Genomic DNA, 22359 nt, shown 5'->3' with positions numbered 1-22359 from the left:
AACTAAAATTCTAGAAGGCTATGGCCAATCTTCCAGCGACCATTGAAACATCTGTTGTAGAGTCAATGAAAAGCCCGTCTTTAATTGACCTCACCCTGGAGGTTGGGGAGGTCGCTATCGACTCCCTTCTCGATGATGGGCTTGCCAAAGACATCCCTTTCTTTGGCTTAATAATGAAGGCTAATGATGCGGTTACATCAATCAGTGCCAGGATATTTGCTGCAAAGATATACAAATTTCTTAAGGTTATTGGACAGACATCAAAAGAGGAGCGGGATCGCGTCATTGACGATATATCCCGAAAAAAGGGCGGTACCGAGGCGGCGGGAACAGCTATCCTCGACCTGATTGATAGACTTGATTCAGAGAAAAAGCCAGAATTCGTTGGCAAACTATTCAATGCATGTGCTAGAAGGGATATTGCCGTCGATGAGTACCTTCGTCTCGCAGATATCATATCGAAAGTATATTTGAAAGACATTGAGCTGCTCTCAGATCCGCACCCGGGCGGACTCGCTACATCCCAGCAGAAGAATATATTCATGGCCAACGGATTGATGATCATGGGGATAAAGAATCCGTCGCGCGGCAGTGAGTCAGGTGCAAATATGTTGAAAATTGCGTCGGACATATACGAGAAGCCGTTTGATTTGACCTATAAGCTCACGCGATCGGCGGCGCAAATATCTCTGCACTGCTTTGGGCTGGATCGCTTTTCTGATCGCGGCATTGAAGGTTTCGTTAGCTAGTCGTCGAATAATTCATTCAGGGTCGATGGCGGGTAACTGATCTAGCGTCGATGAGACGTGTGGATTGGAAGAGATTCCGAAGGGACAACTGGATTCCCATGTCAGCATTCGATCATTCCCTGGTAACCCTCCGATTCTTCGGAGACGGCCTCCTGCCCGAAGAAGTCAGTGCCTTGCTCGGAGCGACTCCAACCGCATCGCATCACAAGGGCCAGGAACTCAGAGGCAACCAATCAGGCACCGTGCGTATCGCCAGGACCGGGGGCTGGCGACTTGATGCGGAGCGTCGTGAGCCTGAAGATCTGGAAGCGCAGATCTTCGAGATCCTCGATCAACTCACCGGCGATCTCGCCGTATGGCAGGCTCTGGCACGCTTCCGGCCTGATCTGTTCTGTGGCCTTTTCATGGGCAGCAGCAATGATGGTGTCTCGCTTTCGCCTCGCGCGCTGCTCGCCTTGGGTGAGCGCGGCATTGAGCTCGGGCTGGACATCTATGAAGCCGATGAAGAAGTGCGCAACGCCCAGCGCCAGCAGGCCATCAGTTGATGATCTCTCCACTCCCCGAAGCAACGAACGCCTTCAACTGCCGAATAAACTCCGCGTCGTAGAGCTCCCACTCCGTAATCTCCCCAACCACCCGCAACGGCTGCGCACTCCGATACGAACGCGTCGGGTTCCCGGGAAACTTCTTGTTGGTCACGTTCGGGTCGTCTTCAAACGGCCCGGTCGGCTCCACCACATACACGCGCGGCCGCCCTTCACCGCGGGCCATCTCCGCAGCCAGCCCGGCGCCCTTGGCAATGGTGGTGAAGTAGATGTGGTTCATCACCACACTGTCGCGATAGTTGGAGCGGAAGCCCGCGCTCAGCAGCTCGCCCACCGCCAGATCAGCGCGGGTACCGTGATAGAACGGCCCGGCGACCTGGTCGCAGGTGTCATGCGAAACGGGTGTCCAATCGGTGTCCTGCGCCATCGCTGCTGCCCCCGCGTGTCCTGCCGGATTGACAGGCCGGCGAGTCTAGGGCGCCCGGTGGGCCTTGCTGCAAGGCCCCATCCGGGAAATAATCTGTAAACGGGAGGCGCGGTGCGCCTCCTTTTTTCATTCTGCGGCGCCGCGCCCTTCCAGCTCGCGCACGGCGGTTTCCAGCGCATCCAGCTTTTCGCGGGTCTTCAGCAGCACGGCGCGCTGCACTTCGAACTCCTCGCGGGTGACCAGGTCGAGCTTGGCCAGGCCGGCCTGCAGCGCGCTCTTGAAGGTGGCCTGCAGTTCCTCGCGCGATTCGCGCAGGCCCGGCGGCACCAGGTCGCTGAGGCGACGGGCGAGGTCATCGATTTGATTCAGGTCGATCATGGGGTGCTCCGTGGGGGTGGGCCCGTGCATCCGGCGCGGGCAGGCCATTCAGGCACAAGGATACTGCTGGCACCCACTGCCCGGACAGGCGGCAGCGGCTTCGCACGGGCCGCGTTCAGGCGCTATCCTCCACGCCGGAAGACAGGAGATAGACGATGAAGATGGTCATGGCGGTGATCAAGCCGTTCAAGCTCGACGACGTGCGCGAAGCGCTGGCCGAGCGTGGGGTCACTGGGATCACGGTGACGGAAGTGAAGGGCTTTGGTCGCCAGAAGGGCCACACCGAGCTGTACCGTGGCGCGGAGTATGTGGTCGATTTCCTGCCGAAGGTGAAGCTGGAAGTGGCGGTGACCGATGACCAGGTGGAGGCCGTGGTTGAGGCCATCGTGAAGGCCGCCGGTACCGGCAAGATTGGTGACGGCAAGGTGTTTGTGTACGACCTGGGCAGTGTGGTGCGTATTCGTACCGGTGAGTTGGACGCGGACGCGTTGTAAGGGGGGGGCTGGACCGCTGCGCAGTCTGAGCGACGGGATGCTTGCCCCCTCTGTTGTAGAGTCGAGCAAGCTCGACTCCACAACCGGGATCGGGCGGAGCGAACACCCGTGTTCGACGAAGTACCCTCCCAGTGTGATCAACCCGGCGGAATGAGGGAGGACGACCGTCACTCCGGCAGACCGAGCGCGCGGCGGGTGCGCGTCACGGTGGCGGCGATCTCTGCCTCGAAGCCGCCATCACGTTGCAGCAGCGGCATGAGTTCGGCACAGCGTTGCTTCAGCACATCGACCCATGGCGCTGGGTGGGTCTCCGTAGCGGCCAGTGCCAAGTGCCTGCGACCCTCGTCGTAAGCGCCCGCCAGCCCGGCAGTGATGCCCGCATGGATGTGTTCGCGGATGCCCGGTTTGGGGTGGCGGTTCATCAATGCACGCACATGCCCCGGGGTGGGGAAACGGTCACGCAGGGCCAGTACCTCGGCGGCGGCCTGCTCGGCCAGTGCCTGTGCGGCCGAGGCAAACTCGGCGGTTTCGGTGAAGCGTTCGAATCCGGCAACGCGGCCGCCCACGTCGAAGGACAGGTAGTCCTTTTCTTCCCAGAGCCAGCAGGCGCCGACATTGAGGTAGCTGCCCCTGTCCCATGCCGAAGGCTGGAACTCGACCACCCCGACCCACCAGCCCTGGTCGTCAAGCCAAGTGCGCGAACGGCCCTTTTGCACGCAGCCCAAGGGGCGCAGTATGGATCTTGCGGCTGCAGTCAGCAGGCGGGTGTGTTCAGGTGTCGGCATCCCCAGCATCCTTGCGAGTGGCGTGCCGACGAGTATCGCAGAGCACATCGGGCGTGTGGCCCGGGGCAAATGCGGGGCAAACAGCAGTCGCGCAAGCAATGCAGGGCGAACAGCGCTTACCGCCGCTTGGCCCACTTGTAGAACCGCTTCCAGCCCTGCCGCACGGCCGCGACCCAGCCCGGGTCGGCCACCAGTGCGGCCTGCGCGGCACTTGGCGCCTGGCCGGTCACGCGCTGGCGGATCTTCAGCAAGTTCTTCATGTCGCTGCGGCTCAGTTGCCGGCTCAGCGGGTTGCGGCGCAGCCAGCGTGGAGCGCGCCAGGCCGAGGTGAAGTCCAGCAGCACCGGTACGCCGCCGCTGACCACCACGTTGGTGCCATGCAGGTCGTTGTGGCTGATGCCGGCGGCGTGCAGGCGGCTGAGCGCGTGCTGCAGCTGCTCGAACACGTCATTGCCCACGGCCTGCGCGGTGCTCAGGGTCTGGCCGGGGATGAATTCCATGCCCAGCGCCAGGCCACCGAGGGTGCCGAGCAGCGCGGGGGCATGCTTCCAGCCGCCCAGGCGCTGCAGCATGCGGGCTTCACGGCGCACCATCAGTCGCGCGATTAGCGAAACGGGCGTGCCGCGGCAGCGGGAATAGTCCTTGATGACTGCCTCGCGCCCGTCCAGGCAGGTGCGATAGACGTCAGGGGCCAGGAAGCGTTCGCCGCGCTTGAGCAGCAGCGGGGTGGCGGCCTCATCGCCGCAGGAGGAGGGGGGCAGAGCAGGAAGATACATGTCGGGGTCTCGGACGACCCGGTGGGTGGCGCAAAGCGTCAAGCGAACCGGTGTTACAGGGAGTTACTAAGTTTTCGTTAATTTTAGTACTCGCCAGTTCGCTATTCCACGATTTGTCGGAGAAATGTCAGGGGCGTGGCTGGAACAGTTCGTCGCGCTCAATCGGACAATTATGTCTCACTTGGTCGACGGTTCTTTCCGAATCAATAGGTTGGGCGTCGCATCGGTTCGTTCATCCGCGGCCCGCTGAACGTCGCGCACGTCCGGCTTGACCCCGACGCACGGCCTGCCGACCATAAGCTGTTAATTCGCGACATCGGCGGCCGCACCCTTCGGCACGTCCCGTTCCCTGCCGCGTTCCTTACCGGTGCTGGCCGCCAGGCCGTGCACCACCCCGATTCCCGTTCCGGCCGCGGCTGGAGGAAAGTGCTTTGATCATCAAAATCGTCATTGCAGCGCTGTTCGTCGCCTGCGTGCTGTACATCCACTTCCGTGGCAAGGTCCGCGCGCGCTGGTCGCGCCAGCTGCTGGACCACTCCAGTTTCATGGCCCCGATCAACGTGGTCATGTACATGTTCTCGAAGGTGCCGACCACGCCGTTCCTGGACCCGGCCAAGGAGTTCCCGCAGCTGGAGCCGCTGCGCCAGAACTGGCAGATGATCCGCGATGAAGCGCTGGCGCTGCGCGATGCGCAGAAGATCGCCGCGTCCAGCACGTTCAATGATGCCGGCTTCAATTCGTTCTTCCGCCGTGGCTGGAAGCGCTTCTACCTGAAGTGGTACGGCCCGTCGCACCCGTCGGCGAAGGCGATGTGCCCCAAGACCACGGCGTTGCTGGAGTCCCTACCGGACGTGCGTGCGGCGATGTTCGCGCAGCTGCCGTCGGGCAGCGAGCTGCGTCCGCACCGCGACCCGTTCGCTGGTTCGCTGCGCCTGCACCTGGGCCTGGCCACGCCGAACAACGACGGCTGCTACATCGAAGTGGACGGCATCAAGAAGAGCTGGCGCGATGGCGAGTGGATGATGTTCGACGAGACCTACATCCACCACGCGCACAACGAGACGCCCGATGACCGCGTGATCCTGTTCTGCGACATCGCCCGCCCGCTGCGCTTCGGCCTGCCGGGGCTGTTCAACCGCGCCGTGGCGGCCACGCTGTTGGCCGGCGGTGCCTCGCCGAACCTGCCGGGTGACCCGACCGGTGGCGTCAACAAGGCGTTCGGCAGCGTCTACAAGGTGCGGTTGAAGGCCAAGGCACTGCGCGAGCGCAGCGTGGTGGCCTACCAGCTGATCAAGTGGGGCCTGGTGGTGGCGGTGATTGCCGGTATCTGGGCGCTCTGATCGTTACATGAGGTTGCCGGCCAGCGGCCGGTACTACCGGAACATGAAAAAAACCCGCGCTGTCGCCAGCGCGGGTTTTTCTTTTGCATGGGTGGGTGCCGACCGTTGGTCGGTACGCCTTACTTCAATGCCGCCTGCACGAACGGCGGGGTCACCAGCACGCCGGTGTGCAGCGCGGCGGTGTAGTACAGGGTGTTGAAGGTCTTGGCGGCCGAGTCGGCCTGGCGGAAATCGAAGCTGCTGTCGCCCTTGCGCGCCATGGTCACGCTCCACCAGCCGGTGGGGTAGCACGGCTGCGGGAACGGCAGGGTCTTGAACGAACCGAAGCCGGCCTTGCCCATCTCGGTGCGCATTTCGTTGATCAGGTCCAACTGCATCAGCGGCGACTCGGACTGCTGCACCAGGATGCCGTCGTCCTTCAGGGCCTTGAAGCAGCTCTCGTAGAAGGCTTTGTTGAACAGGCCTTCGCCCGGGCCGACCGGGTCGGTCGAATCCACGATCACCACGTCCACGCTGCCCGCCGGGCAGTTGGCCATGTAGGCCACGCCGTCGTCGAACAGCAGCTCGGCGCGGGCGTCGTCGTTGGAGTCGCACAGTTCCGGGAAGTGCTTGCGCGCCATCACCGTGACCTGCTCGTCGATATCGCACTGGGTCACGCTCTCCACGCCGGTGTGCTTGAGCACTTCGCGCAGGGTGCCGCAGTCGCCGCCGCCGATGATCACCACGCGCTTGGGCGCGGCGTGGGTGAACAGCACCGGGTGGCTGATCATCTCGTGGTAGAAGAAGTTGTCCTTGCTGGTCAGCATGATGGCCCCGTCGATGGTCATCAGGTTGCCCCAGTCGGTGGTCTGGAAGATCTCGATCTTCTGGAACGGCGACTGCACCTCGTCCAGCTTGCCGGTGATGCGGTAGCCGATGGCCGAGCCGGTGCGCTCGAAGTGTTCGATGTACCAGTTGTTGCTGTCAGTCATTGGAAAACAGTCCTGTTCGGAGGGGTGGAGCCGGGCTGGCGGGCGGGGCCGCGTGGCACAGATGCCACATCCGGACGGATCGGCCCGTTCAGGTTGGAACCTGTCACGGGCGCGGGCGCGCATGATAACGAACCTGTGGGCATATAGGCGTTATCATGCCCCCCCTTTTATTGCCAACAAGGCCGACTGAAATGACCGATTGGTCCCTCGACCAAGCCCGCAAGACCTACTCGATCCCGCATTGGGCGGACGGTTACTTCGACGTGGATCAGGCCGGGCACATGGTGGTGAGACCGACCGGGGCGGACGGCCCGGTGGTGTCGCTGCCCAAGGTGGTCGATGCGGCGCGCGCGGCCGGTGCCAAGCTGCCGCTGCTGGTGCGCTTCCCGGACATCCTCGGCCAGCGCCTGGGCAAGCTGCAGGCGGCCTTCGCCCAGGCCCAGCAGGACTGGGAGTACAGCGGCGGCTACACCGCCGTGTACCCGATCAAGGTCAACCAGACCCGCGGCGTGGCCGGCACCCTGGCCAGCCACCACGGCGAAGGCTTCGGCCTGGAAGCGGGCAGCAAGCCCGAGCTGATGGCCGTGCTGGCGCTGTCGCGCCCGGGTGGCCTGATCGTCTGCAACGGTTACAAGGACCGCGAGTACATCCGCCTGGCCCTGATCGGCCGCAAGCTGGGCCTGCAGACCTTCATCGTCATCGAGAAGCCGTCCGAGCTGAAGCTGGTGCTGGAAGAGTCCAAGGCGCTGGACGTGAAGCCGGGCCTGGGCGTGCGCATGCGCCTGGCCTCGCTGGGCGCCGGCAAGTGGCAGAACAGCGGTGGCGACAAGGCCAAGTTCGGCCTGTCGCCGCGCCAGCTGCTGGACCTGTGGAAGTCGCTGCGTGACACCGAGTACGCCGACTGCCTGAACCTGCTGCACTTCCACATGGGCTCGCAGATCTCCAACGTGCGCGACATCGCCAACGGCATGCGCGAAGCCACCCGCTACTTCGTGGAGCTGTCGCGCCTGGGCGCGAAGATCACCCACGTCGATGTGGGCGGTGGCCTGGGCGTGGACTATGAAGGCACCCGTTCGCGCAGCTTCTGCTCGATCAACTACGGCCTGCATTCCTATGCCAGCAACATCGTGCAGCCGCTGGCCAATGCGTGCGAAGAGTTCGGCCTGACCCCGCCGCGCATCGTGACCGAGTGCGGCCGCGCGATGACGGCACACCACGCGGTGCTGATCGCCAACGTCTCGGAAGTGGAAGAGGCGCAGGAAGGCCGCGTGCCGGACCAGCACGACGACGAACCGGCGGCGATTCGCCACCTGCGCGAGATCCACGACGAGCTGGACGTGCGCCCGGCGGTGGAACTGTTCCAGGAAGCGCAGCATTTCCACGCCGAAGGCCTGGCCAGCTACGCGCTGGGCCAGATCGACCTGCCGCAGCGTGCGCGTATCGACGACCTGTTCTACGCCATCGCCCACGGCGTGCGTGCGCGCCTGAGCTATGACGAGAAGAGCCACCGCCCGGTGCTGGACGAACTGAACGAGCGCCTGGTCGACAAGTACTTCGTCAACTTCAGCGTGTTCGAGTCGATCCCGGACGTGTGGGCGATCGACCAGGTGTTCCCGATCGTGCCGATCGAGCGCCTGGACGAAACCCCCGACCGCCGCGGCATCATCGCCGACATGACCTGCGACTCGGACGGCATGGTGGAAACCTATGTCGAGAACGAGAGCCTGGACAGCTCGCTGCCGCTGCACAAGATGAAGCCGGGCGAGAGCTACCGCATCGGCTTCTTCATGGTCGGCGCCTACCAGGAGATCCTGGGCGACATCCATAACCTGTTCGGTGATACCGACGCGGTGGAAGTGCTGGCCGATGCCGATGGCTACGCGATCACCCAGCAGCGCCGTGGTGACACCACCGACGTGATGCTGGATTACGTGGGTTACCGCCTGGACGAACTGCGTGCGACCTATGCGCAGCGCGTGGCCGAGGCCCAGTTGTCGCCGGAACGTGCGCAGGAGTTGTCGGAGGCGCTGGAAGCCGGCCTGACCGGTTACACCTACCTGTCCGACGAACCGCTGGTCTGATGGACGGCGCCGGGCCTGCCCGGCGCCACCGTTGCAGATGAGCGTCCGCGCGATCTTCCACCTGTTCCTGCATGCCGCCGTGCCAGCCCTGCTGGCATGGCTGTTCTGGCGCAAGCGCTTTGCTTCGGCGTGGCTGCTGATGCTGCTGGGCTGGATCATCGACCTGGACCACCTGCTGGCCGACCCGATCTACGCACCGAACCGTTGCAGCATCGGTTTCCATCCGCTGCACACCGCACCGGCGATTGCCGTGTATGCAGGCCTGTGCGTGCCGAAGAAAACGCGGTTGTTCGGCATCGGTTTGATCATCCACATCGTGCTGGACGCGATTGATTGCTGGTGGATGCATCACCGTTGATGTTTGATGTGTGTCGACCAAGGTCGACACCTACCGGGCGTACGGCGACCGGTCGGATTGGCGCTTGGTAGAGCCGGCCGCTGGCCGGCTTCCGCGGGGCGTTCCCTGATCACGCGGTTGCCGGCCAGCGGCCGGCATTCCCCATCGTTGGGTTGGCCAATGTCGACGCCTACCGGGCGTACGGCGACCGGCCGGATTGGCGCTTGGTAGAGCCGGCCGCTGGCCGGCTTCCGCAGGGCGTTTCCGGTGACCACGTGGTTGCCGGCCAGCGGCCGGCACTACCCACCGTTTGGTTGGCCGCTTCACCCCACCGGCAACCACAACGCTGCGCGCAGGCCGGGCTGCGCATTTTCCAGCGCCAGGCGCCCGCCATAACTGGCGGCGATATCGCTCACAATCGCCAACCCCAATCCACTGCTGCCCTCGCGCTCATCCAGGCGTACACCACGCTGTGTGACCTGTGACAGCGCATCCGCCGCCAGGCCAGGGCCGTCATCACGCACTTCGATGCGCAACTGCCCGTCGTGGGCTTCCGCTTCGACAGTGACCTGCTGTTGCGCCCACCGCCCGGCGTTGTCCAACAGATTACCCAATATCTCTTCCAGATCCGCACTGGCACCGGCGAACTGCAGCGCCGGATCAATGCCTTCCGCTGTGAACGCAATGCCGCGTTCGCCATGCACGCGTGCCATCAGCCGGCACAGCGCCTGCGCGACAGTCGCCACGTCGGTGCGTTGGCGATGGTCGGCGGCCAACCCAGCGGCCAGGTAGCGGTCGACACTGGCCTGCATGCGGGCGCTCTGCTCACGAACGGTCGCCCGCCAGTCCCTGCCGTCGCCGTCGGCCTCGGTGGCCAATACGCTCATCGGGGTTTTCAGCGCATGCGCCAGATCCTGTGCGCTGGTGCGCGCGCGCGCGACCATGCGTTGCTGGTGGTCCAGCAGCGCGTTGAGTTCCTCACCCAGTGGTGCGACTTCCGCCCCAAGTCCCCGCGTCTCGATGCGCTGCACATCGCCGCGCCGAACCCGTTCCAGCTGTGCACCGAGGCGGTGCAGTGGACGCAATCCAAAGTGCACCTGGCTGGCCAGCACCGCCAGCCAGGCCGCGACCAGCACACCCAGCGCGATGGCGGTGCGCTTGCGGAACGCGGCCACATCCGCATCCAGCGCGCTGCGGTCGGTGGCAACCACGGCGACGAACGGTGCGCTGGCGCGCGGCAGGCGCACCTGTTGCACGCGTGCACGCAGGGACTGCTGGAGTGGCCCAGCCAGATTGCGCGTGGCCGCACCTGTGGCCATGGCCGGCAGGGTTTCATCCCACAGCGAGCGCGACTGCAGCAGCACGCGGCCATCGGCACCGGCAATCTGCCAATAGGCACCGGAGAACACGCGCTGGAAGCGCGCGTCATTCGGTTCCTGGCGCAGGCGCAGCTGTCCTTCGGGGTCCACTTCGGCCTGCGCCAGCAGGGTCAGCATGTCCTGCTGCAGTTCGTGGTCGAGGCGGTCACGCGCGCTGCGCTTGAACAGTTCGCCCAGCAGCGCACTGGCCAGCAACGAGACCAGCAGCAGGCCGACGCCACCGGCCAGCAGCAGGCGCCGCCGCAGCGAGGGCTGCCGCGTCACGGCGCCGCCAGCCGCCAACCCTGGCCGCGCACGGTCTGGATCAGTTCGGTACCGAGCTTGCGGCGCACGCGCCCCAGCAGCACATCCAGCGCGTTGGAGTCGGGATCCAGCCCGCCCTCGAACACCTGTTCGCCGAGTCGATCACGGCCGATCACCTGGCCGCTGTGGTGGATGAAGTAACTGAGCAGGCGGAACTCCTGCGGGCTCAGCGCCAGCGGCTGTCCGTCCAGTTCGAAGCGACCGGCGTTGACGTCCAGCTGCAGCGGGCCGCAGTGCAGGCGCGGGCTGGCGTGGCCATGGCTGCGGCGGATCAGGGCGCGCAGGCGCAGCACCAGTTCGTCGGCCTGGAACGGTTTGGTGAGGTAATCGTCGGCGCCTGCGTCGAATCCGGCCAGCTTGTCGTGCCAGCGCCCGCGTGCGGTCAGCACCAGCACCGGGAAGCTGCGGCCGTTGCCGCGCCAGCGCTCGATCACGCTCAATCCGTCCAGCCCGGGCAGGCCCAGGTCGACGATGGCCGCCTGCAGGTCTTCGATCTGGCCGATCTCCTCGGCCTGGCGGCCGTCGGCGACCACGTGCACCACGTAGCCGGCCTGTTCCAGCAGGGGCACCAGGCGCTGTGCCAGTGCGGCATCGTCTTCGGCCAACAGGATGCGCATCAGTCGTCCAGCTCCGTCTTCAGCAGCCTTCCGCTGCGCGCATCATAGTCCAGCTCCACCACCACGCCGTCGCCGCGCAGGATCTCCACTTCGTAGACGCCGTCGTCCAGCTCCACTTCCAGCAGTTGGCCCGGAAAGCGCTTGAGCGCATCGCGCACCACGCTTTCCAATGGCACGTAGCGGCCCTGCTGCACGGCGCGGCGCGCGACCTGCTGCGCCGGGTCCTGTGCGGGCGCGGCGGCGGTCGGGGCGCTGGCCAGGGCCAGCAGCAGGGGCAGGGTGGAGAGCATCGGGGCGCGGGGAGGACTGTAGGACCAGGCGTGAGTGTGGCGGAGGTGACTAACAGCTGGCTAACAGTGCCGGCTAAGGCGCTGTTAACCACGGGGTGCATTGTGGCGTTGCCGGGATGGTCCGGCCACGAACACGAACAGGAGAACCCCCATGTTGAAGTCACTCACCCTCGCCACTGTTGCCCTGCTGGCCGTCGCGCCGGCCGTACAGGCTGCGCCGCTGGGCATGGCCCAGGTTGAACAGACCCTGCGCAAGGCCGGCTACACCCGGATCCATGAGATCGAACGGGATGATGGCCTGTGGGAGGCTGACGTGAGCCTCGCCGATGGCCGCTTCAGCGAGGTCTACGTGGACCCGAAGACCGGCGAGATCTTCGATGAGCACAGCAGCCGCGCGCTGTTGACCACCGAGCAGGTGCTGGCACGGGCACAGGCGCATGGCCTGCGCGAGATCCATTCGCTGGAACGCGATGGTGCGACCTGGTCGCTCGAAGCCCGCAATGCCCGCAACCAGAAGGTAGAGGTGCGCCTGAGCGGTTATGACGGCCGCATCCTGCACAGCGAGCGCGATGGCTGGCTGGATTGATTCCCGTGCGGGTAGGTGCTGGCCGCTGGCCGGCACGGAATGCAGAGCGTGTCGACCAAGGTCGACACCCACCGGCACATGCAAGGTCGACACCTACCAAGCGTACGCAGCGGTAGTGGCCGACCTTGGTCGGCCCAGGCCCGACGCGGGGCTTACCAGCCAAACGGCGGCGGGTAATCCCAATAGCCCGGGCCGCGGCCGTAGTAGCCGCCGTACGGGCCGAAGAAGCCCGGGCCCTTGCCTTCGCTCACGTGGATGTTGACGTTGACCCCGTGGGTCTTGCCCTCATCGGTGGTGTAGTTCTTGCTCAGGTTCAGCGTGGCGGCGTTGTAGTGGCTGTTGCCACCGTTCTTGGAATAGCCGATACCGGTGGTGAAGCTGCCGGATACCTTGACCTTGTCATCGGTGACGTCGGCGATCTTCGCGTCGTCGTGCACGCGCGGGCCGCTCTTGTCACCGTAGTACGTGCCCGGCGGGTCCTGCTGCAGGGCCGGGTCGTTGAGGTAGCGCATCGGCGCCTGCGGCAGCGTCAGGTCCAGGCCGGCAGCCTGCGGCGCGGTGGCGCCGGCGGCGGACTGGGCCAGCACGGTTCCCGGCAGGGCCAGGCACAGCAGCAGGGTCAGGGGGCGGATCATGACGGTGCTCCAGCGGACAGATGGCCGCGCAACACGCGGCGGTACAGGCCGACGCTAGCAGGGGCTGCTTGAATGATGCCTGTCGGCGCCCGCTCGCGGTAGAGCCAGGCCATGCCTGGCTGCAGGCTACAACCGCCCGAACCCGAACAGCCCCGCCAGCGGATGCGCCCGCCGCTCGATCCCGGCCCGCAGCAGCTGCGCGCCGATCATCGAATAGGTGATGCCGTTGCCGCCGTAGGCCATGGCGAAGTGCACCCGCGGCCCCCACTGATCGTGCGGGCCGAAGAACGGCAGGCCGTCCGCCGTTTCGGCGAAGGTGCCGGCCCAGGAAAACGCCGGCACCGGGTCCAGCCGTGGGAACCAATGCAGCAGCTGCTTCATCAGCTTGTCGGCCTTGCTCTGAACGCGCCGGTCGCGGCGGGCGGGGATGTCGATGGCGTCGTCCAGCCCGCCCACCAGCAGGCGACGGTCGCCGGTGGCGCGCAGGTACAGGTAGGGGCGGGCGCTCTCCCACACCATGGTGGTGCGCAGCCGGCCGAGCACGTCCGCATCGATGGGATCGGTGATGAAGGCGTAGCTGCTGCGGTTGCGTGCAACCCGTTGCTTGAGCCAGCGCTGGTTGGCATAGCCCATGGCCAGCACCACGTGGCGTGCGCGGATGGTGGCACCGTCTTCGGTACGGGCGGTCACCCCGCGCGCAGTGGCGTCGAGGCTGTGCAGCACCGTGCGGTCATGCACGTGGCCGCCGCGCCGACGCAGGCGCTGCAGCAGTGCATAGGTCAGCCGATACGGATCGACCCGCGCCGCCTGGCGCGTGAGCAGGGCACCACCGGCGTCCACGTCGAAGCGTTCCTGCAGTGCCTCCGGGCCCAGCCAGCGGGCATCCAGACCGATGCTGCGCCGCGCCTCACCTTCGGCCATCAGGCGCGGAACGTCGCGATGGCGGCTGGCCAGGTACAGGCTGTCCATGCGCTGGAAATCCACGTCCTTCAACCCGCGTGCCACGTCGCCCAGCGCTGGGATTGCTTCCGCACACGCCCGATAGGCAAGCGCCGCGGCGTCCTGGCCATAGCGCTGGGCCAGTTCCAGCAGGTGGGTGTCGATCTCGTACTGCAGCAGCGCGGTGCTGGCAGCGGTGCTGCCCCAGCCGATGTCACGCTGCTCGATCACCGCCACGTCGTGGCCATGCCCGGACAACTCGTCGGCAATCAGCGCACCGGTGATGCCGCCGCCGACCACCAGCACGTCGCAGCGCAGATCCCGCTCCAGCGGTGGGAAGGCGTGGATCAGGCCGTTGCGCACCGCCCACCAGGGGTAGCCACTCTTCAGGTCCATGAGTGGGCGGCTCAGGCTGTGGGGCGACCGGTGTGCGGGGTGTGGATCAGTTCGGACAGATCGAAGCCCTGCAGGCGGGCGGTAGCCAGATAATGATCCTGCACGGTGGAGTCCAGCTGCGGTTCGCGGGCCAGCAGCCACAGGTACTTGCGGTCCGGGCTGCCGACCAGCGCCACGCTGTAGTCCGGAGCGACCTGGATCACCCAGTAGTCGCCCTTGGCGAACGGCAACCAGCGCAGGCCCTTGGGCAGGAAGCTCACCTCCAGGCGCGCGCTGTCGTTGTCGACGGCACAGGCCTCGCCGGTGGCTTCCTCGACGTCGCCGTCCATGCGGCAGCGGTTGGTGACGCCGACGTTGCCGTTGTCGAGCAGGGTGTAGTGCGCCGACACATCGGTGCAGCCTTCCGGCTCGTGGCGCATCGGCAGGCGTGCGATTTCGTACCAGGTGCCCAGGTAGCGGGGCAGCTTGAGGTCGGCGACGGTCTTCAGCGGCGGGTGGTCGGTCATCGGCGGTCGTGGCAGGGGTGGGCCTCCACGATGCCGATGGCCTTGCCATGGGCGGGTGAAGCCTGGGCGATGGCCGTGTCCAGAACGTTCCGTCGCCGCTGCGGCGTGGCCGTTGTCACCGGCGTGGCGGTATGCTGCCGCCAGCGCCGTGTTTTCCTGATCCAACCGAGGTGGAGGTGCCGATGTACCAGGTAATCCTGTTGAAGAGTGAATCCGCGTTCGCACGCGAGCAGTGGCCGCAGGTTGATGACCTGGTCGACTACGAGGGCGTCAGCTACAGCCTGCGTGCCGGCCCGCGCCAGCCGCTGCCCACCGACCACGACTGGCACCCGGTGGCGGTGTACGCGCCCGATGAGATCACCGAGGAAGAGTTCCAGGACTGGTACGCGCTGCAGCAGCCGGCCGTCGAAGAGCTGCGCCTGAAGTACTGACTTCGCCGGCGTGGCGTGCGTGCGCGCGGAAACGTGGGCGGGGTGAACCGACGGGGTAGAGTCGACTGTTAGTCGACTGCTCTTCGCTGGACGCTGTGCCAAAGCCCGCGCTGCGCGCGATAGTCGACTAACAGTCGACTCTACCCCGTCGATTCGCCCGGCCACGATCACCCCGCCGCAATCGCCAGGCCGTTATCGCCCCGTCGTGACCACCCCGCGCCTTCACCCCTTCGAAGCTCCCATCGCGGTGGGTGTGGTCCTCTGAGCCACCATCCAGCCTTTACCGCCTGTGCCGTATAGTCGCGCGCAGGCGCGGTGGTCCGCGCGAAACGGTGTGGCTGGCGTGTCTTCTTTCCTGCGATCGATCCGTGCACGGGGGCCTTGGCTGGCCCTGCTGCTGTGCACTGCCTTCCTGCTGTCCGCACCGGTGCTGGCCCAGGATGAGGACCCCACGCCGAAGCAGCAACTGGCGGACATCGATTCCAGGCTGAAGGAGGTCGAGCGCAAGCGGGGCGATGCAGAGGCCATCGAGACACTGGCGATGCTGTCCGAGAATGCCTCGCAGGCCCGGCGCGATGCCGAAGCGCTGGAGAAGGCGTTGCAGCCGCAGCTGGATCGGATCAGCGAACAGCTGGCGCAGCTGGGCACGCCTGCGGAAGGCACCACCGAACCGCCGGAACTGGCCGCGCAACGACGCACCATCACCAAACAGCGCGACGGCCTGGCCGCGTCGGTAGCGCAGGCCAAGGCCAGTGCCGTGCGTGCCCAGCAGCTGGCAGCCGACATCGACCAGCAGCGCACTGCGCAACGCGCCGAAGACATGGGGAAGAAGGTCGCCTCGCCGTTGTCTCCGGCGCTGTGGAGCAAGGTGGCCGAGCGCCTGCCGATCGATATCGCACGCGTCGCGCCGTTGGCCGAGCAGGGGCGCGATACGTTTGTTGCTGGTGTCCGGGCCAATGGCTGGGGCACGCCGTTGCTGGGCCTGCTGGCCGCGTTGGTGATGATGTTCCCGCTGCGGCTGTGGCTGCGCAGGCTGGGGCGGCGCTTTGCGGCGTCCGAGCGTGCGCCGGACGGTCGCCTGCGCCGCTCCGGCCTGGCCATGTGGCTGCTGCTGGTCGGTACGCTGCTGCCCGGCTATGCCGTGGTGGTGCTGATGGCAGCGCTCGATGCGATCGATGCGATCGCGCCGCGCCTGCAGGTGGTGGCCGACGGCCTGGAGACGGCCACCTTCCGCGCCGCCTTCATTGCGGCGCTCAGCGCGTGCATGCTGGTACCCAAGCGTCCGTCGTGGCGGTTGCTGAATCTGGATGACACCGCCGCACTCAAGCTGCGCAAGTACGCGTGGGGCGCGGCGGCGCTGGCCTGGCTGAGCACGGTGCTGGTCGCCCTCGATCAGGCCACGCGTACCAGCGACGTCACCACGGTGGCGCTGGACGGCCTGATTGCGCTGACCTACCTCGGCCTGATCATGGCCATGCTGGTGACCCTGGCACGCCTGCATCGCCGGCAGACCGCCGAGGCCGAGGCCAAGCTGGAGGCACAGGCCGATGGCGTGGGCGCGGCCACGCCGGTGCGTCGCAGCAGCTGGCTGGTACTGGCCCGGGTAGCGGGCAACATTGCGGTGGTGGCGGCCATCATCGCCACATTGCTGGGCTACCTGAACTTCGCCAAGTTCGTGAACCAGCAGCTGATCGGCGGCAGCATCGTAGTGCTGGCCGCGACCCTGCTGTTCAAGTTCGTCGATGACCTGAGCACCTGGATGCTCAACGCCGACAGCAAGGTTGGCCAGACCATCCTGCTCAGCACCGGCCTGAGCGTATCGCGGCTGGAGCAGGCCGGCGTGCTGCTGTCGGCGGCGTTGCGTACCATCGTCGTACTGATCGCGCTGCTGGCCCTGGTGGCACCGTTCGGCAACATCGGCGCGGTGGTGGAGCGCTTCACTTCACTGTTCACGACCGGATTCGATATCGGTGGCACCAAGCTGGCACCGGCGGGGATCGTGTTGGCGGTACTGGCGCTGCTGGCCGGCCTGGCGATCACCCAGCTGGTGCAGCGCTGGCTGACCGACACCTACCTGCCCAAGACCGAACTGGATCTGGGCGCACGCAATTCGGTCAGTACGGTTGCCCGTTACGTGGGCATCATCATCGCGGTGATCTGGGCGCTGAGCGCGATGGGCCTGCAGCTGAGCAAGCTGGCGTTGCTGGTCAGTGCGCTGTCAGTGGGTATCGGTTTCGGCCTGCAGGTGATCACCCAGAACTTCGTCTCCGGCCTGATCCTGCTGGCCGAGCGCCCGGTGAAGATCGGCGACTGGGTGAAGCTGGGCGACCAGGAGGGCGACATCCGCCGCATCAGCCTGCGTTCGACCGAGATCCAGGTGGGCGACAAGTCGACGCTGATCGTGCCCAACTCCGAGTTGGTCACCAAGACCGTGCGCAACATGACGATGGGCAACAACCAAGGCCGCATCCAGATCCAGTTCGCGGTGCCGCCCAGCACCGATGTCGGCAACCTGCGGCAGGCGTTGCTGGATGCGTACACCGCGCATACCAACGTGCTGAAGCAGCCGGCGCCGACGGTCTACATCGACAGCATTGCCGGTGGCCAGATCACCATCAACAGCTTCGCGTACGTCGCCAGCCCGCGGCAGGTCTACGCCACCCGCAGCGATCTGTACTTCAGCCTGCTGCAGATACTGGCGGAGCGGAACATTCCGCTGTCGACCCCGACCGATATCCACATCACCCGCGATCCGCAGGAGTAGGGGGTGTTCTGCAGGGCTGCGCCCTGCACCCGCTACGAGCCGGAGCAAAGGCAACAGCAACAGCAACAGCAACAGCGGGCATTCCGTGGTTTGGCGGGGTGGGTCCGGTTGCGGGAGACGCCGTAAACCCGTCCATGGGGGCTTGGCCGCGGCATCCATGCCGCGGACACTCCCGCAACCGGACCCACCCCGCCTTCGACAATCTCCCGCGATCTGTTGGAATTGCTCTCGGGGTCAGATCCGTTTTCCGGAGGAAAACGGATCTGACCCGATCTTGATTTTCGATATCTGACAGAGTGTGTCGACCAAGGTCGACACCTACCGACAGCCGCAGGAACTGTCAGAGGTGGGGCGGTGTCGGAGTGCGGGGTGTCAGCCGCATGGATGCGGCTGCCAAGCCTCCAGGGACGGATTTACGGCGTCCCCGCACTCCGACACCGCCCCGCCAAACCACGGAATGCCCGCTGTTGCCGTTGCTGTTGCTCTTGCTTCGGCCGTTGCTTCGGCGGGTGCAGGGCGCAGCCCTGCAAAGAGCCCTACCCCCGCGGTCGGCCGCGCGAGGGCACCAGTGCGAACGTGTCCACCGCCAGCTTCTCGGCATGATTCAACCACGCGCGGATCTCCAGATCATCCACTTCGTGGTCCAGCCCGAACGACACGTTGATCTTGCCGTTGGCATCGGGCTGCACCCACTGCTGGGCCAGCACCACCTTGCGCTGCGAGGACACCGCCTCGATCCAGAAGCCACGATCCGGCCGCGTGCTCGCCACCAGCTGCAGCATGTACTGGCCGGCGCGGGTGCGGCGACCCTTCTGGGTGATCATGTGCGCCTGGCGCACGCTCGGGCGCGGGCCCTGGAATGCGTCCAGCGGTGCGTCCACGGCAATGCCGCCACGCAGGTCGTTGTCGCGGTACAGCTTGATGCCGTTGTCACGGTTTACCAGCAGGGCGCACCAGTCGCCATCGGCCGAGCCGTCCTCGAACGCGGTGCAGCGGTCGACATAGGCCAGGGTGTTGTCCGGGTCGGCATCATCGAACTGGCGCGAGGTGTTCTCCAGATACACCGACTTCAATCCCCAGTCCTTGTCGTATTCCAGCAGCACCGGCGGTTGCACGTGCTGCAGGCCGACCACCACCTGGTCGTCGCCGTCGATCCTCAGTTCGCGGGTCGGCTCACCCAGCCACAGCGAGCGGGCGAAGGCGAGGTACTGCGGGTAATCTCGGCCGCCATCACGCTGGGTGGCCACGCTGGCGCTGGGCGCGCGCTGGGTATCGATCAGTGAACGGCCAAAGCCCATCGTCTTCAGGTTCGGGTCCAGCAGGCTGAGCAGGGTCGCACCCGAATCCAGGGTGGTGCCGGCGTCGGCGCTGAGCTGCTGCGGCGCAATGCCATCGCCGAGGAACAGCAGCAGGTTCTCGCGCTTCTGCCGGGTCAGGATGTGGGTCAGATCGTTGGGCATCGCCAGGTGGTCGGAGGCGATCACGATCAGCGTGTCCTTGCCGTACGGGCTGGCCTGGATGCGTTCGACCAGCTGCGAGATCAGCCGGTCACTGCACTTGAGCGCGTTGAGCATGTTGATGTTGCCGTACTGGCTCTGGTAGCGCTCGCCCTTGCACGACACCGGCAGGTGGCCCGCCGGGTGGTGGGTGTCCATGGTGAGCGTGGTGAGCATGAACGGCGAGCCGGCGCGCGAGAGCTGTTCGAAGCGCTGGTAGGCGGTGTCCAGCAGCACGTCGTCGTGCACGCCCCAGGCGGAGTAGTGGATGCGCCCGATCTTCTTCTGCTGCTTGAACCAGGCGAGGTCATGCACTTCATCAAAGCCGTGGCTGGCGAGGAACTGGCCCTTGCCGGCGAACTGGCCGTTGGCCCCGCCCAGGTAATGGTTGGTATAGCCCTGCTGCTTCAGGTAGTCGCCCAGGCACACTGCCTTGGGCAGGAAGCTGCCCATCCGGTCCATGCTGTTCTCATCGCCCTGCGAGGTGGTCAGCGGCACGCCGCACATCGACGACACCAGGCCGGCGATGGTCCAGCCGCTTCCCTCGGCCGAGGCCAGGTTGCGCACGTCCAGCGACTCGGACGCCAGCCGGTTGAGGTTGGGCATCAGGCCCGGGAACACGTTCTCGTCCAGGTAGGTGCGCTCCAGGCTCTCGCCGTAGATCCAGACGATGTTGCGCGGGCGCTGCAGCGGCTGCGTCGGCACCTGGTATTCGGGGGCGATGCGGGCGAAGTCGACCGGGCGCAGCTGCTGGTACAGGCGTTGGCCGTCGCGGGCCAGCGGGCTGATCATGATCGTGGCCACCCACACGGCCGCGAAGCCCGCGAACAGCGCACGACCGTGGCCGGGCCGGCGCCAGCGCTTCACCCGCGTGGCGAACAGCGGCAGCAGCGAGACCAGCGCCAGCACGATGAAGCCGGCGATGTAGCCCTTGAAGTCGGAGACTCCGGCGCCTTCCATGTCGGCGCCGAGGTGGTACAGCGTGGCGGCGTTGAGCCCATCACCGGACAGCTTGTCGATCAGCCACCATGCGCTGAGCGTGAGCAGCAGCAGCGAGAACGCACTGGCCTTCCACCACACCCATTTGCCGGACGCGAGGAACAACCAGCACAGCAGCAACAACGACAGCAGCAGTATCCAGAGCATAGGCAGCTTCGGCAGTGACGGGGTGGTGGTGATGGACGTCGTACCGACGCGTGTCCATCCGACCGGCGCTGCCGCAAGCACATGCATGTGACAGGCCGATGACCCGATAGTGCATGCACGAACCTGACTGAAATGTTTGTTGAAATGACGCGCGCGAAATCGCGCTCAGAAGGTAAAACGAGCGTGAAAGGCTTCGTTGGATTGCATTAAAAACCGCATGAATACGGGTGTTTTCGCAGATTCGCTAGCGATGCCCGCGCTCTTCGCGTGCCCGCGCGCGACGATCGAACAGCAATGCACTGGTCACGATGCCAAGGCCGAGCACTACGCCGATGAACAACAGAACCAAGGCGATGAGCGGGTAGCCGAACAGATGCCAGCCGGTGTCGATCTTCATCATCATCGCGGCGGCCATGATCAATGCCGCGCTGATGATGCCGGCTGCCACGCGGTTGGCGATCTTCTGCAGGTTCTCCATCAGCCGCGATTCTTCCAGGCCCGTCACCTTCATCTGCAGACGGTTCTCGGCCAGCAGCGCCATGATGTCCGACAGCTTGCGCGGCCCATCGCGCAGCAGCTGCTGCAGCTCCATCGCCTCGCTGGCGATGTTGGCTGCCGACAGGGACTTTTTCAGGCGCGCACGCATCACATGCTGCAGCTGGCGCTCGACGATGCGGCGGGTCTCCAGTTCGGGTGCCAGCAACCGGCATACGGTTTCCAGGTTGAGCAGCGCCTTGCCGAGCAGGCTCAGTTCCGGCGGGGTGCGCAGGCCGCAGGCGGTGGCGATGCGCACCATGTCCAGCACCACGCGGCCTTCGGAGAAACTGCCGCTGGCGGCGTAGCGCGCGATCAGCTGGCCGGTCTCGCGCAGGTAGCGCTCTTCGTCGAAGGCCTCCAGCCGCGTGCTGATGCTGATCAGATCGTCGGCTACTTCCTCGCCACGGCCATCGACTGCGGCGAACAGGATCTTCAGCAGCCGCTCGCGCAGGCGTGGCGGCATGTGCGCGACCATGCCCAGGTCGAAGATCGCCAGCCGTCCATCGGGCATCACCCGCAGGTTGCCGGGGTGCGGGTCGGCGTGGATCTCGCCGTGCACGAAGATCTGGTCCAGGTAGCCGCGGATCAGCGCCGCCGCCAGCGGGTCCATCGATTGTTCGGTGCGGCGCACGTCGGGAATCGCATCCACGCGCACGCCGGTGGCCAGTTCCATGGTCAGCACGCGCTGGCTGCTGTAGTCCCACAGCGGCTGCGGAATCCACAGGCGGCGGAACGGCTTCAGGTGTCGGCCGAAACGGGCCAGGTTCTCGGCCTCGGCGTGGTAGTCCAGCTCCTGCATCAGGGTCTTTGCGAACTCGTTGAGCCAGTCGCGCAGGCGCACGCGGCGGCCTACCTGGGTCAGGTGGTCGGCGGCCAGCGCGAAGCTGCGCAGCGCCTCCAGGTCCGAGCGAAGTTGTGCAGCCACTTCAGGCTTCTGCACTTTCACTGCCACCTGGCGTCCGTCGTGCAGCACCGCGCGATGCACCTGCGCGATCGAGGCACAGCCCAGCGGTTCGGGATCGAATGAGGCGAACAGCTTGTTCACCGGTGCGCCCAGCTCCTGCTCGACGATCGCATGGATACGCTCGACCGGAATCTCGGCCACCTTTTCCTGCATGCGCTCCAGGGCTGTGGCGAACTCCACCGGCACCATGTCCGGGCGCGTGGACAGCATCTGGCCCAGCTTGACGAAGGTCGGGCCCAGCGCTTCCAGATCGCTGACGAACTGTTCCGGGTTGCCGTCCGCGGGAACGTCGGCTGGATTGCCTGCGGCATCCAGGTTCATGCCCGAGAACACCCCTGAATGGCGATAGCGCATCAGCAGGCGCAGGATCTGGCTGCGCCGGTTCATGCCTTTGACCAGCGGAGGATTGCCATTGGCGGTGGGCGGATTGCTCAAGCGGAACTCCCATGCGACGAAGACAGGTAGCGCCGGCCACGGGCCGGCAATG

General features: G+C 65.7%; 21 protein-coding genes and 1 pseudogene. 9 read left to right on the top strand and 13 right to left on the bottom strand.

What is annotated here, in order from left to right; translation table 11 throughout:
- Positions 1–20: 20 nt before the first annotated feature.
- Positions 21–749, top strand: a complete 729-nt coding sequence (locus tag AC5P67_RS02610; protein WP_139338733.1) for a hypothetical protein — start codon at positions 21–23, stop codon at positions 747–749.
- A gap of 98 nt (positions 750–847) precedes the next feature.
- Positions 848–1294 carry a DUF4279 domain-containing protein gene (locus tag AC5P67_RS02605; RefSeq protein WP_012481476.1) on the top strand — a complete coding sequence of 149 codons (447 nt, stop codon included), beginning with the start codon at positions 848–850 and terminating at the stop codon, positions 1292–1294.
- Here the strand turns inward: AC5P67_RS02605 and arr are convergent.
- Both arr and ubiK read right to left on the bottom strand, forming a co-directional pair.
- Positions 1287–1721, bottom strand: coding sequence for an NAD(+)--rifampin ADP-ribosyltransferase (gene arr, locus AC5P67_RS02600; protein ID WP_044571000.1), 435 nt, complete (start codon positions 1719–1721; stop codon positions 1287–1289). The genes AC5P67_RS02605 and arr overlap by 8 nt on opposite strands.
- A gap of 126 nt (positions 1722–1847) precedes the next feature.
- Entirely contained in the window at positions 1848–2099 is a 252-nt protein-coding gene (gene ubiK, locus AC5P67_RS02595) for a ubiquinone biosynthesis accessory factor UbiK (protein ID WP_005411375.1), read from the bottom strand.
- Between the two features lie 155 nt (positions 2100–2254).
- Here ubiK and AC5P67_RS02590 point away from each other — a divergent pair, with 155 nt between their 5' ends.
- Positions 2255–2593 (top strand): P-II family nitrogen regulator, encoded by a 339-nt coding sequence (locus AC5P67_RS02590; protein WP_005411374.1) that lies wholly within the window; start codon positions 2255–2257, stop codon positions 2591–2593.
- Between the two features lie 167 nt (positions 2594–2760).
- On the opposite strand, the gene AC5P67_RS02585 is transcribed toward AC5P67_RS02590, so the two are convergent.
- The gene (locus tag AC5P67_RS02585) at positions 2761–3378 is read right to left on the bottom strand and encodes a hypothetical protein (RefSeq protein WP_227843616.1); all 618 of its coding nucleotides are present in this window, start codon (positions 3376–3378) and stop codon (positions 2761–2763) included.
- Between the two features lie 116 nt (positions 3379–3494).
- Complete coding sequence (locus AC5P67_RS02580) at positions 3495–4154, bottom strand: kinase (RefSeq protein WP_495214281.1); 660 nt, start codon at positions 4152–4154, stop codon at positions 3495–3497.
- 434 nt (positions 4155–4588) lie between these two features.
- On the opposite strand from AC5P67_RS02580, the gene AC5P67_RS02575 reads away from it, so the two are divergent.
- Positions 4589–5494, top strand: a complete 906-nt coding sequence (locus AC5P67_RS02575; protein ID WP_024957655.1) for an aspartyl/asparaginyl beta-hydroxylase domain-containing protein — start codon at positions 4589–4591, stop codon at positions 5492–5494.
- Positions 5495–5613: 119 nt separating this feature from the next.
- Here AC5P67_RS02575 and speE read toward each other — a convergent pair whose 3' ends face one another.
- A complete protein-coding gene (gene speE / locus AC5P67_RS02570; protein WP_032127130.1) occupies positions 5614–6465 on the bottom strand; it encodes a polyamine aminopropyltransferase in 852 nt (283 codons plus the stop codon).
- A 191-nt stretch (positions 6466–6656) separates the two neighbouring features.
- Here speE and speA point away from each other — a divergent pair, with 191 nt between their 5' ends.
- Positions 6657–8546, top strand: a complete 1890-nt coding sequence (gene speA, locus AC5P67_RS02565) for an arginine decarboxylase (protein WP_005411370.1) — start codon at positions 6657–6659, stop codon at positions 8544–8546.
- 37 nt (positions 8547–8583) lie between these two features.
- Positions 8584–8904, top strand: coding sequence for a DUF6122 family protein (locus AC5P67_RS02560; protein ID WP_059035666.1), 321 nt, complete (start codon positions 8584–8586; stop codon positions 8902–8904).
- Between the two features lie 302 nt (positions 8905–9206).
- Here AC5P67_RS02560 and AC5P67_RS02555 read toward each other — a convergent pair whose 3' ends face one another.
- Genes AC5P67_RS02555 through AC5P67_RS02545 form a run of 3 tightly spaced genes read right to left on the bottom strand, consistent with a single transcriptional unit; the run spans position 9207 to position 11472 of the window.
- Positions 9207–10526, bottom strand: a complete 1320-nt coding sequence (locus AC5P67_RS02555; RefSeq protein WP_495214280.1) for a sensor histidine kinase — start codon at positions 10524–10526, stop codon at positions 9207–9209.
- Positions 10523–11182 carry a response regulator transcription factor gene (locus tag AC5P67_RS02550; RefSeq protein ID WP_065183397.1) on the bottom strand — a complete coding sequence of 220 codons (660 nt, stop codon included), beginning with the start codon at positions 11180–11182 and terminating at the stop codon, positions 10523–10525. The genes AC5P67_RS02555 and AC5P67_RS02550 overlap by 4 nt, the downstream gene beginning before the upstream one ends.
- Positions 11182–11472 (bottom strand): PepSY domain-containing protein, encoded by a 291-nt coding sequence (locus tag AC5P67_RS02545; protein WP_012481470.1) that lies wholly within the window; start codon positions 11470–11472, stop codon positions 11182–11184. Before AC5P67_RS02545 ends, AC5P67_RS02550 begins: the two co-directional genes overlap by 1 nt.
- 151 nt (positions 11473–11623) lie before the next feature.
- Here AC5P67_RS02545 and AC5P67_RS02540 point away from each other — a divergent pair, with 151 nt between their 5' ends.
- Positions 11624–12058 carry a PepSY domain-containing protein gene (locus AC5P67_RS02540; RefSeq protein ID WP_111189270.1) on the top strand — a complete coding sequence of 145 codons (435 nt, stop codon included), beginning with the start codon at positions 11624–11626 and terminating at the stop codon, positions 12056–12058.
- A gap of 152 nt (positions 12059–12210) precedes the next feature.
- Here AC5P67_RS02540 and AC5P67_RS02535 read toward each other — a convergent pair whose 3' ends face one another.
- From AC5P67_RS02535 to AC5P67_RS02525, 3 genes are all read right to left on the bottom strand, one after another.
- Complete coding sequence (locus tag AC5P67_RS02535) at positions 12211–12693, bottom strand: hypothetical protein (RefSeq protein WP_005411364.1); 483 nt, start codon at positions 12691–12693, stop codon at positions 12211–12213.
- A gap of 126 nt (positions 12694–12819) precedes the next feature.
- Positions 12820–14028, bottom strand: a complete 1209-nt coding sequence (locus AC5P67_RS02530; RefSeq protein WP_012481468.1) for an NAD(P)/FAD-dependent oxidoreductase — start codon at positions 14026–14028, stop codon at positions 12820–12822.
- 11 nt (positions 14029–14039) lie between these two features.
- Positions 14040–14534 (bottom strand): lipocalin family protein, encoded by a 495-nt coding sequence (locus AC5P67_RS02525; protein ID WP_099523853.1) that lies wholly within the window; start codon positions 14532–14534, stop codon positions 14040–14042.
- Positions 14535–14716: 182 nt separating this feature from the next.
- Here AC5P67_RS02525 and AC5P67_RS02520 point away from each other — a divergent pair, with 182 nt between their 5' ends.
- Both AC5P67_RS02520 and AC5P67_RS02515 read left to right on the top strand, forming a co-directional pair.
- Positions 14717–14965, top strand: coding sequence for a hypothetical protein (locus AC5P67_RS02520; RefSeq protein WP_005414723.1), 249 nt, complete (start codon positions 14717–14719; stop codon positions 14963–14965).
- A 334-nt stretch (positions 14966–15299) separates the two neighbouring features.
- Complete coding sequence (locus AC5P67_RS02515) at positions 15300–17729, top strand: DUF3772 domain-containing protein (protein ID WP_049397258.1); 2430 nt, start codon at positions 15300–15302, stop codon at positions 17727–17729.
- Between the two features lie 536 nt (positions 17730–18265).
- On the opposite strand, the gene AC5P67_RS02510 is transcribed toward AC5P67_RS02515, so the two are convergent.
- On the bottom strand, positions 18266–20371 hold the full coding sequence (locus tag AC5P67_RS02510; protein WP_241889106.1) for a phosphoglycerol transferase I: 2106 nt from the start codon (positions 20369–20371) through the stop codon (positions 18266–18268).
- Between the two features lie 244 nt (positions 20372–20615).
- Positions 20616–22262, bottom strand: a pseudogene (locus AC5P67_RS02505) (ABC1 kinase family protein); the annotation flags it as partial.
- Positions 22263–22359 lie beyond the last annotated feature (97 nt).

The sequence above is a fragment of the Stenotrophomonas sp. YJH_SMC_21 genome, assembly GCF_059369555.1.
The sequence above is the reverse complement of the archived record's forward strand: the minus strand, read 5'-3'. Positions and strand labels throughout refer to the sequence as shown.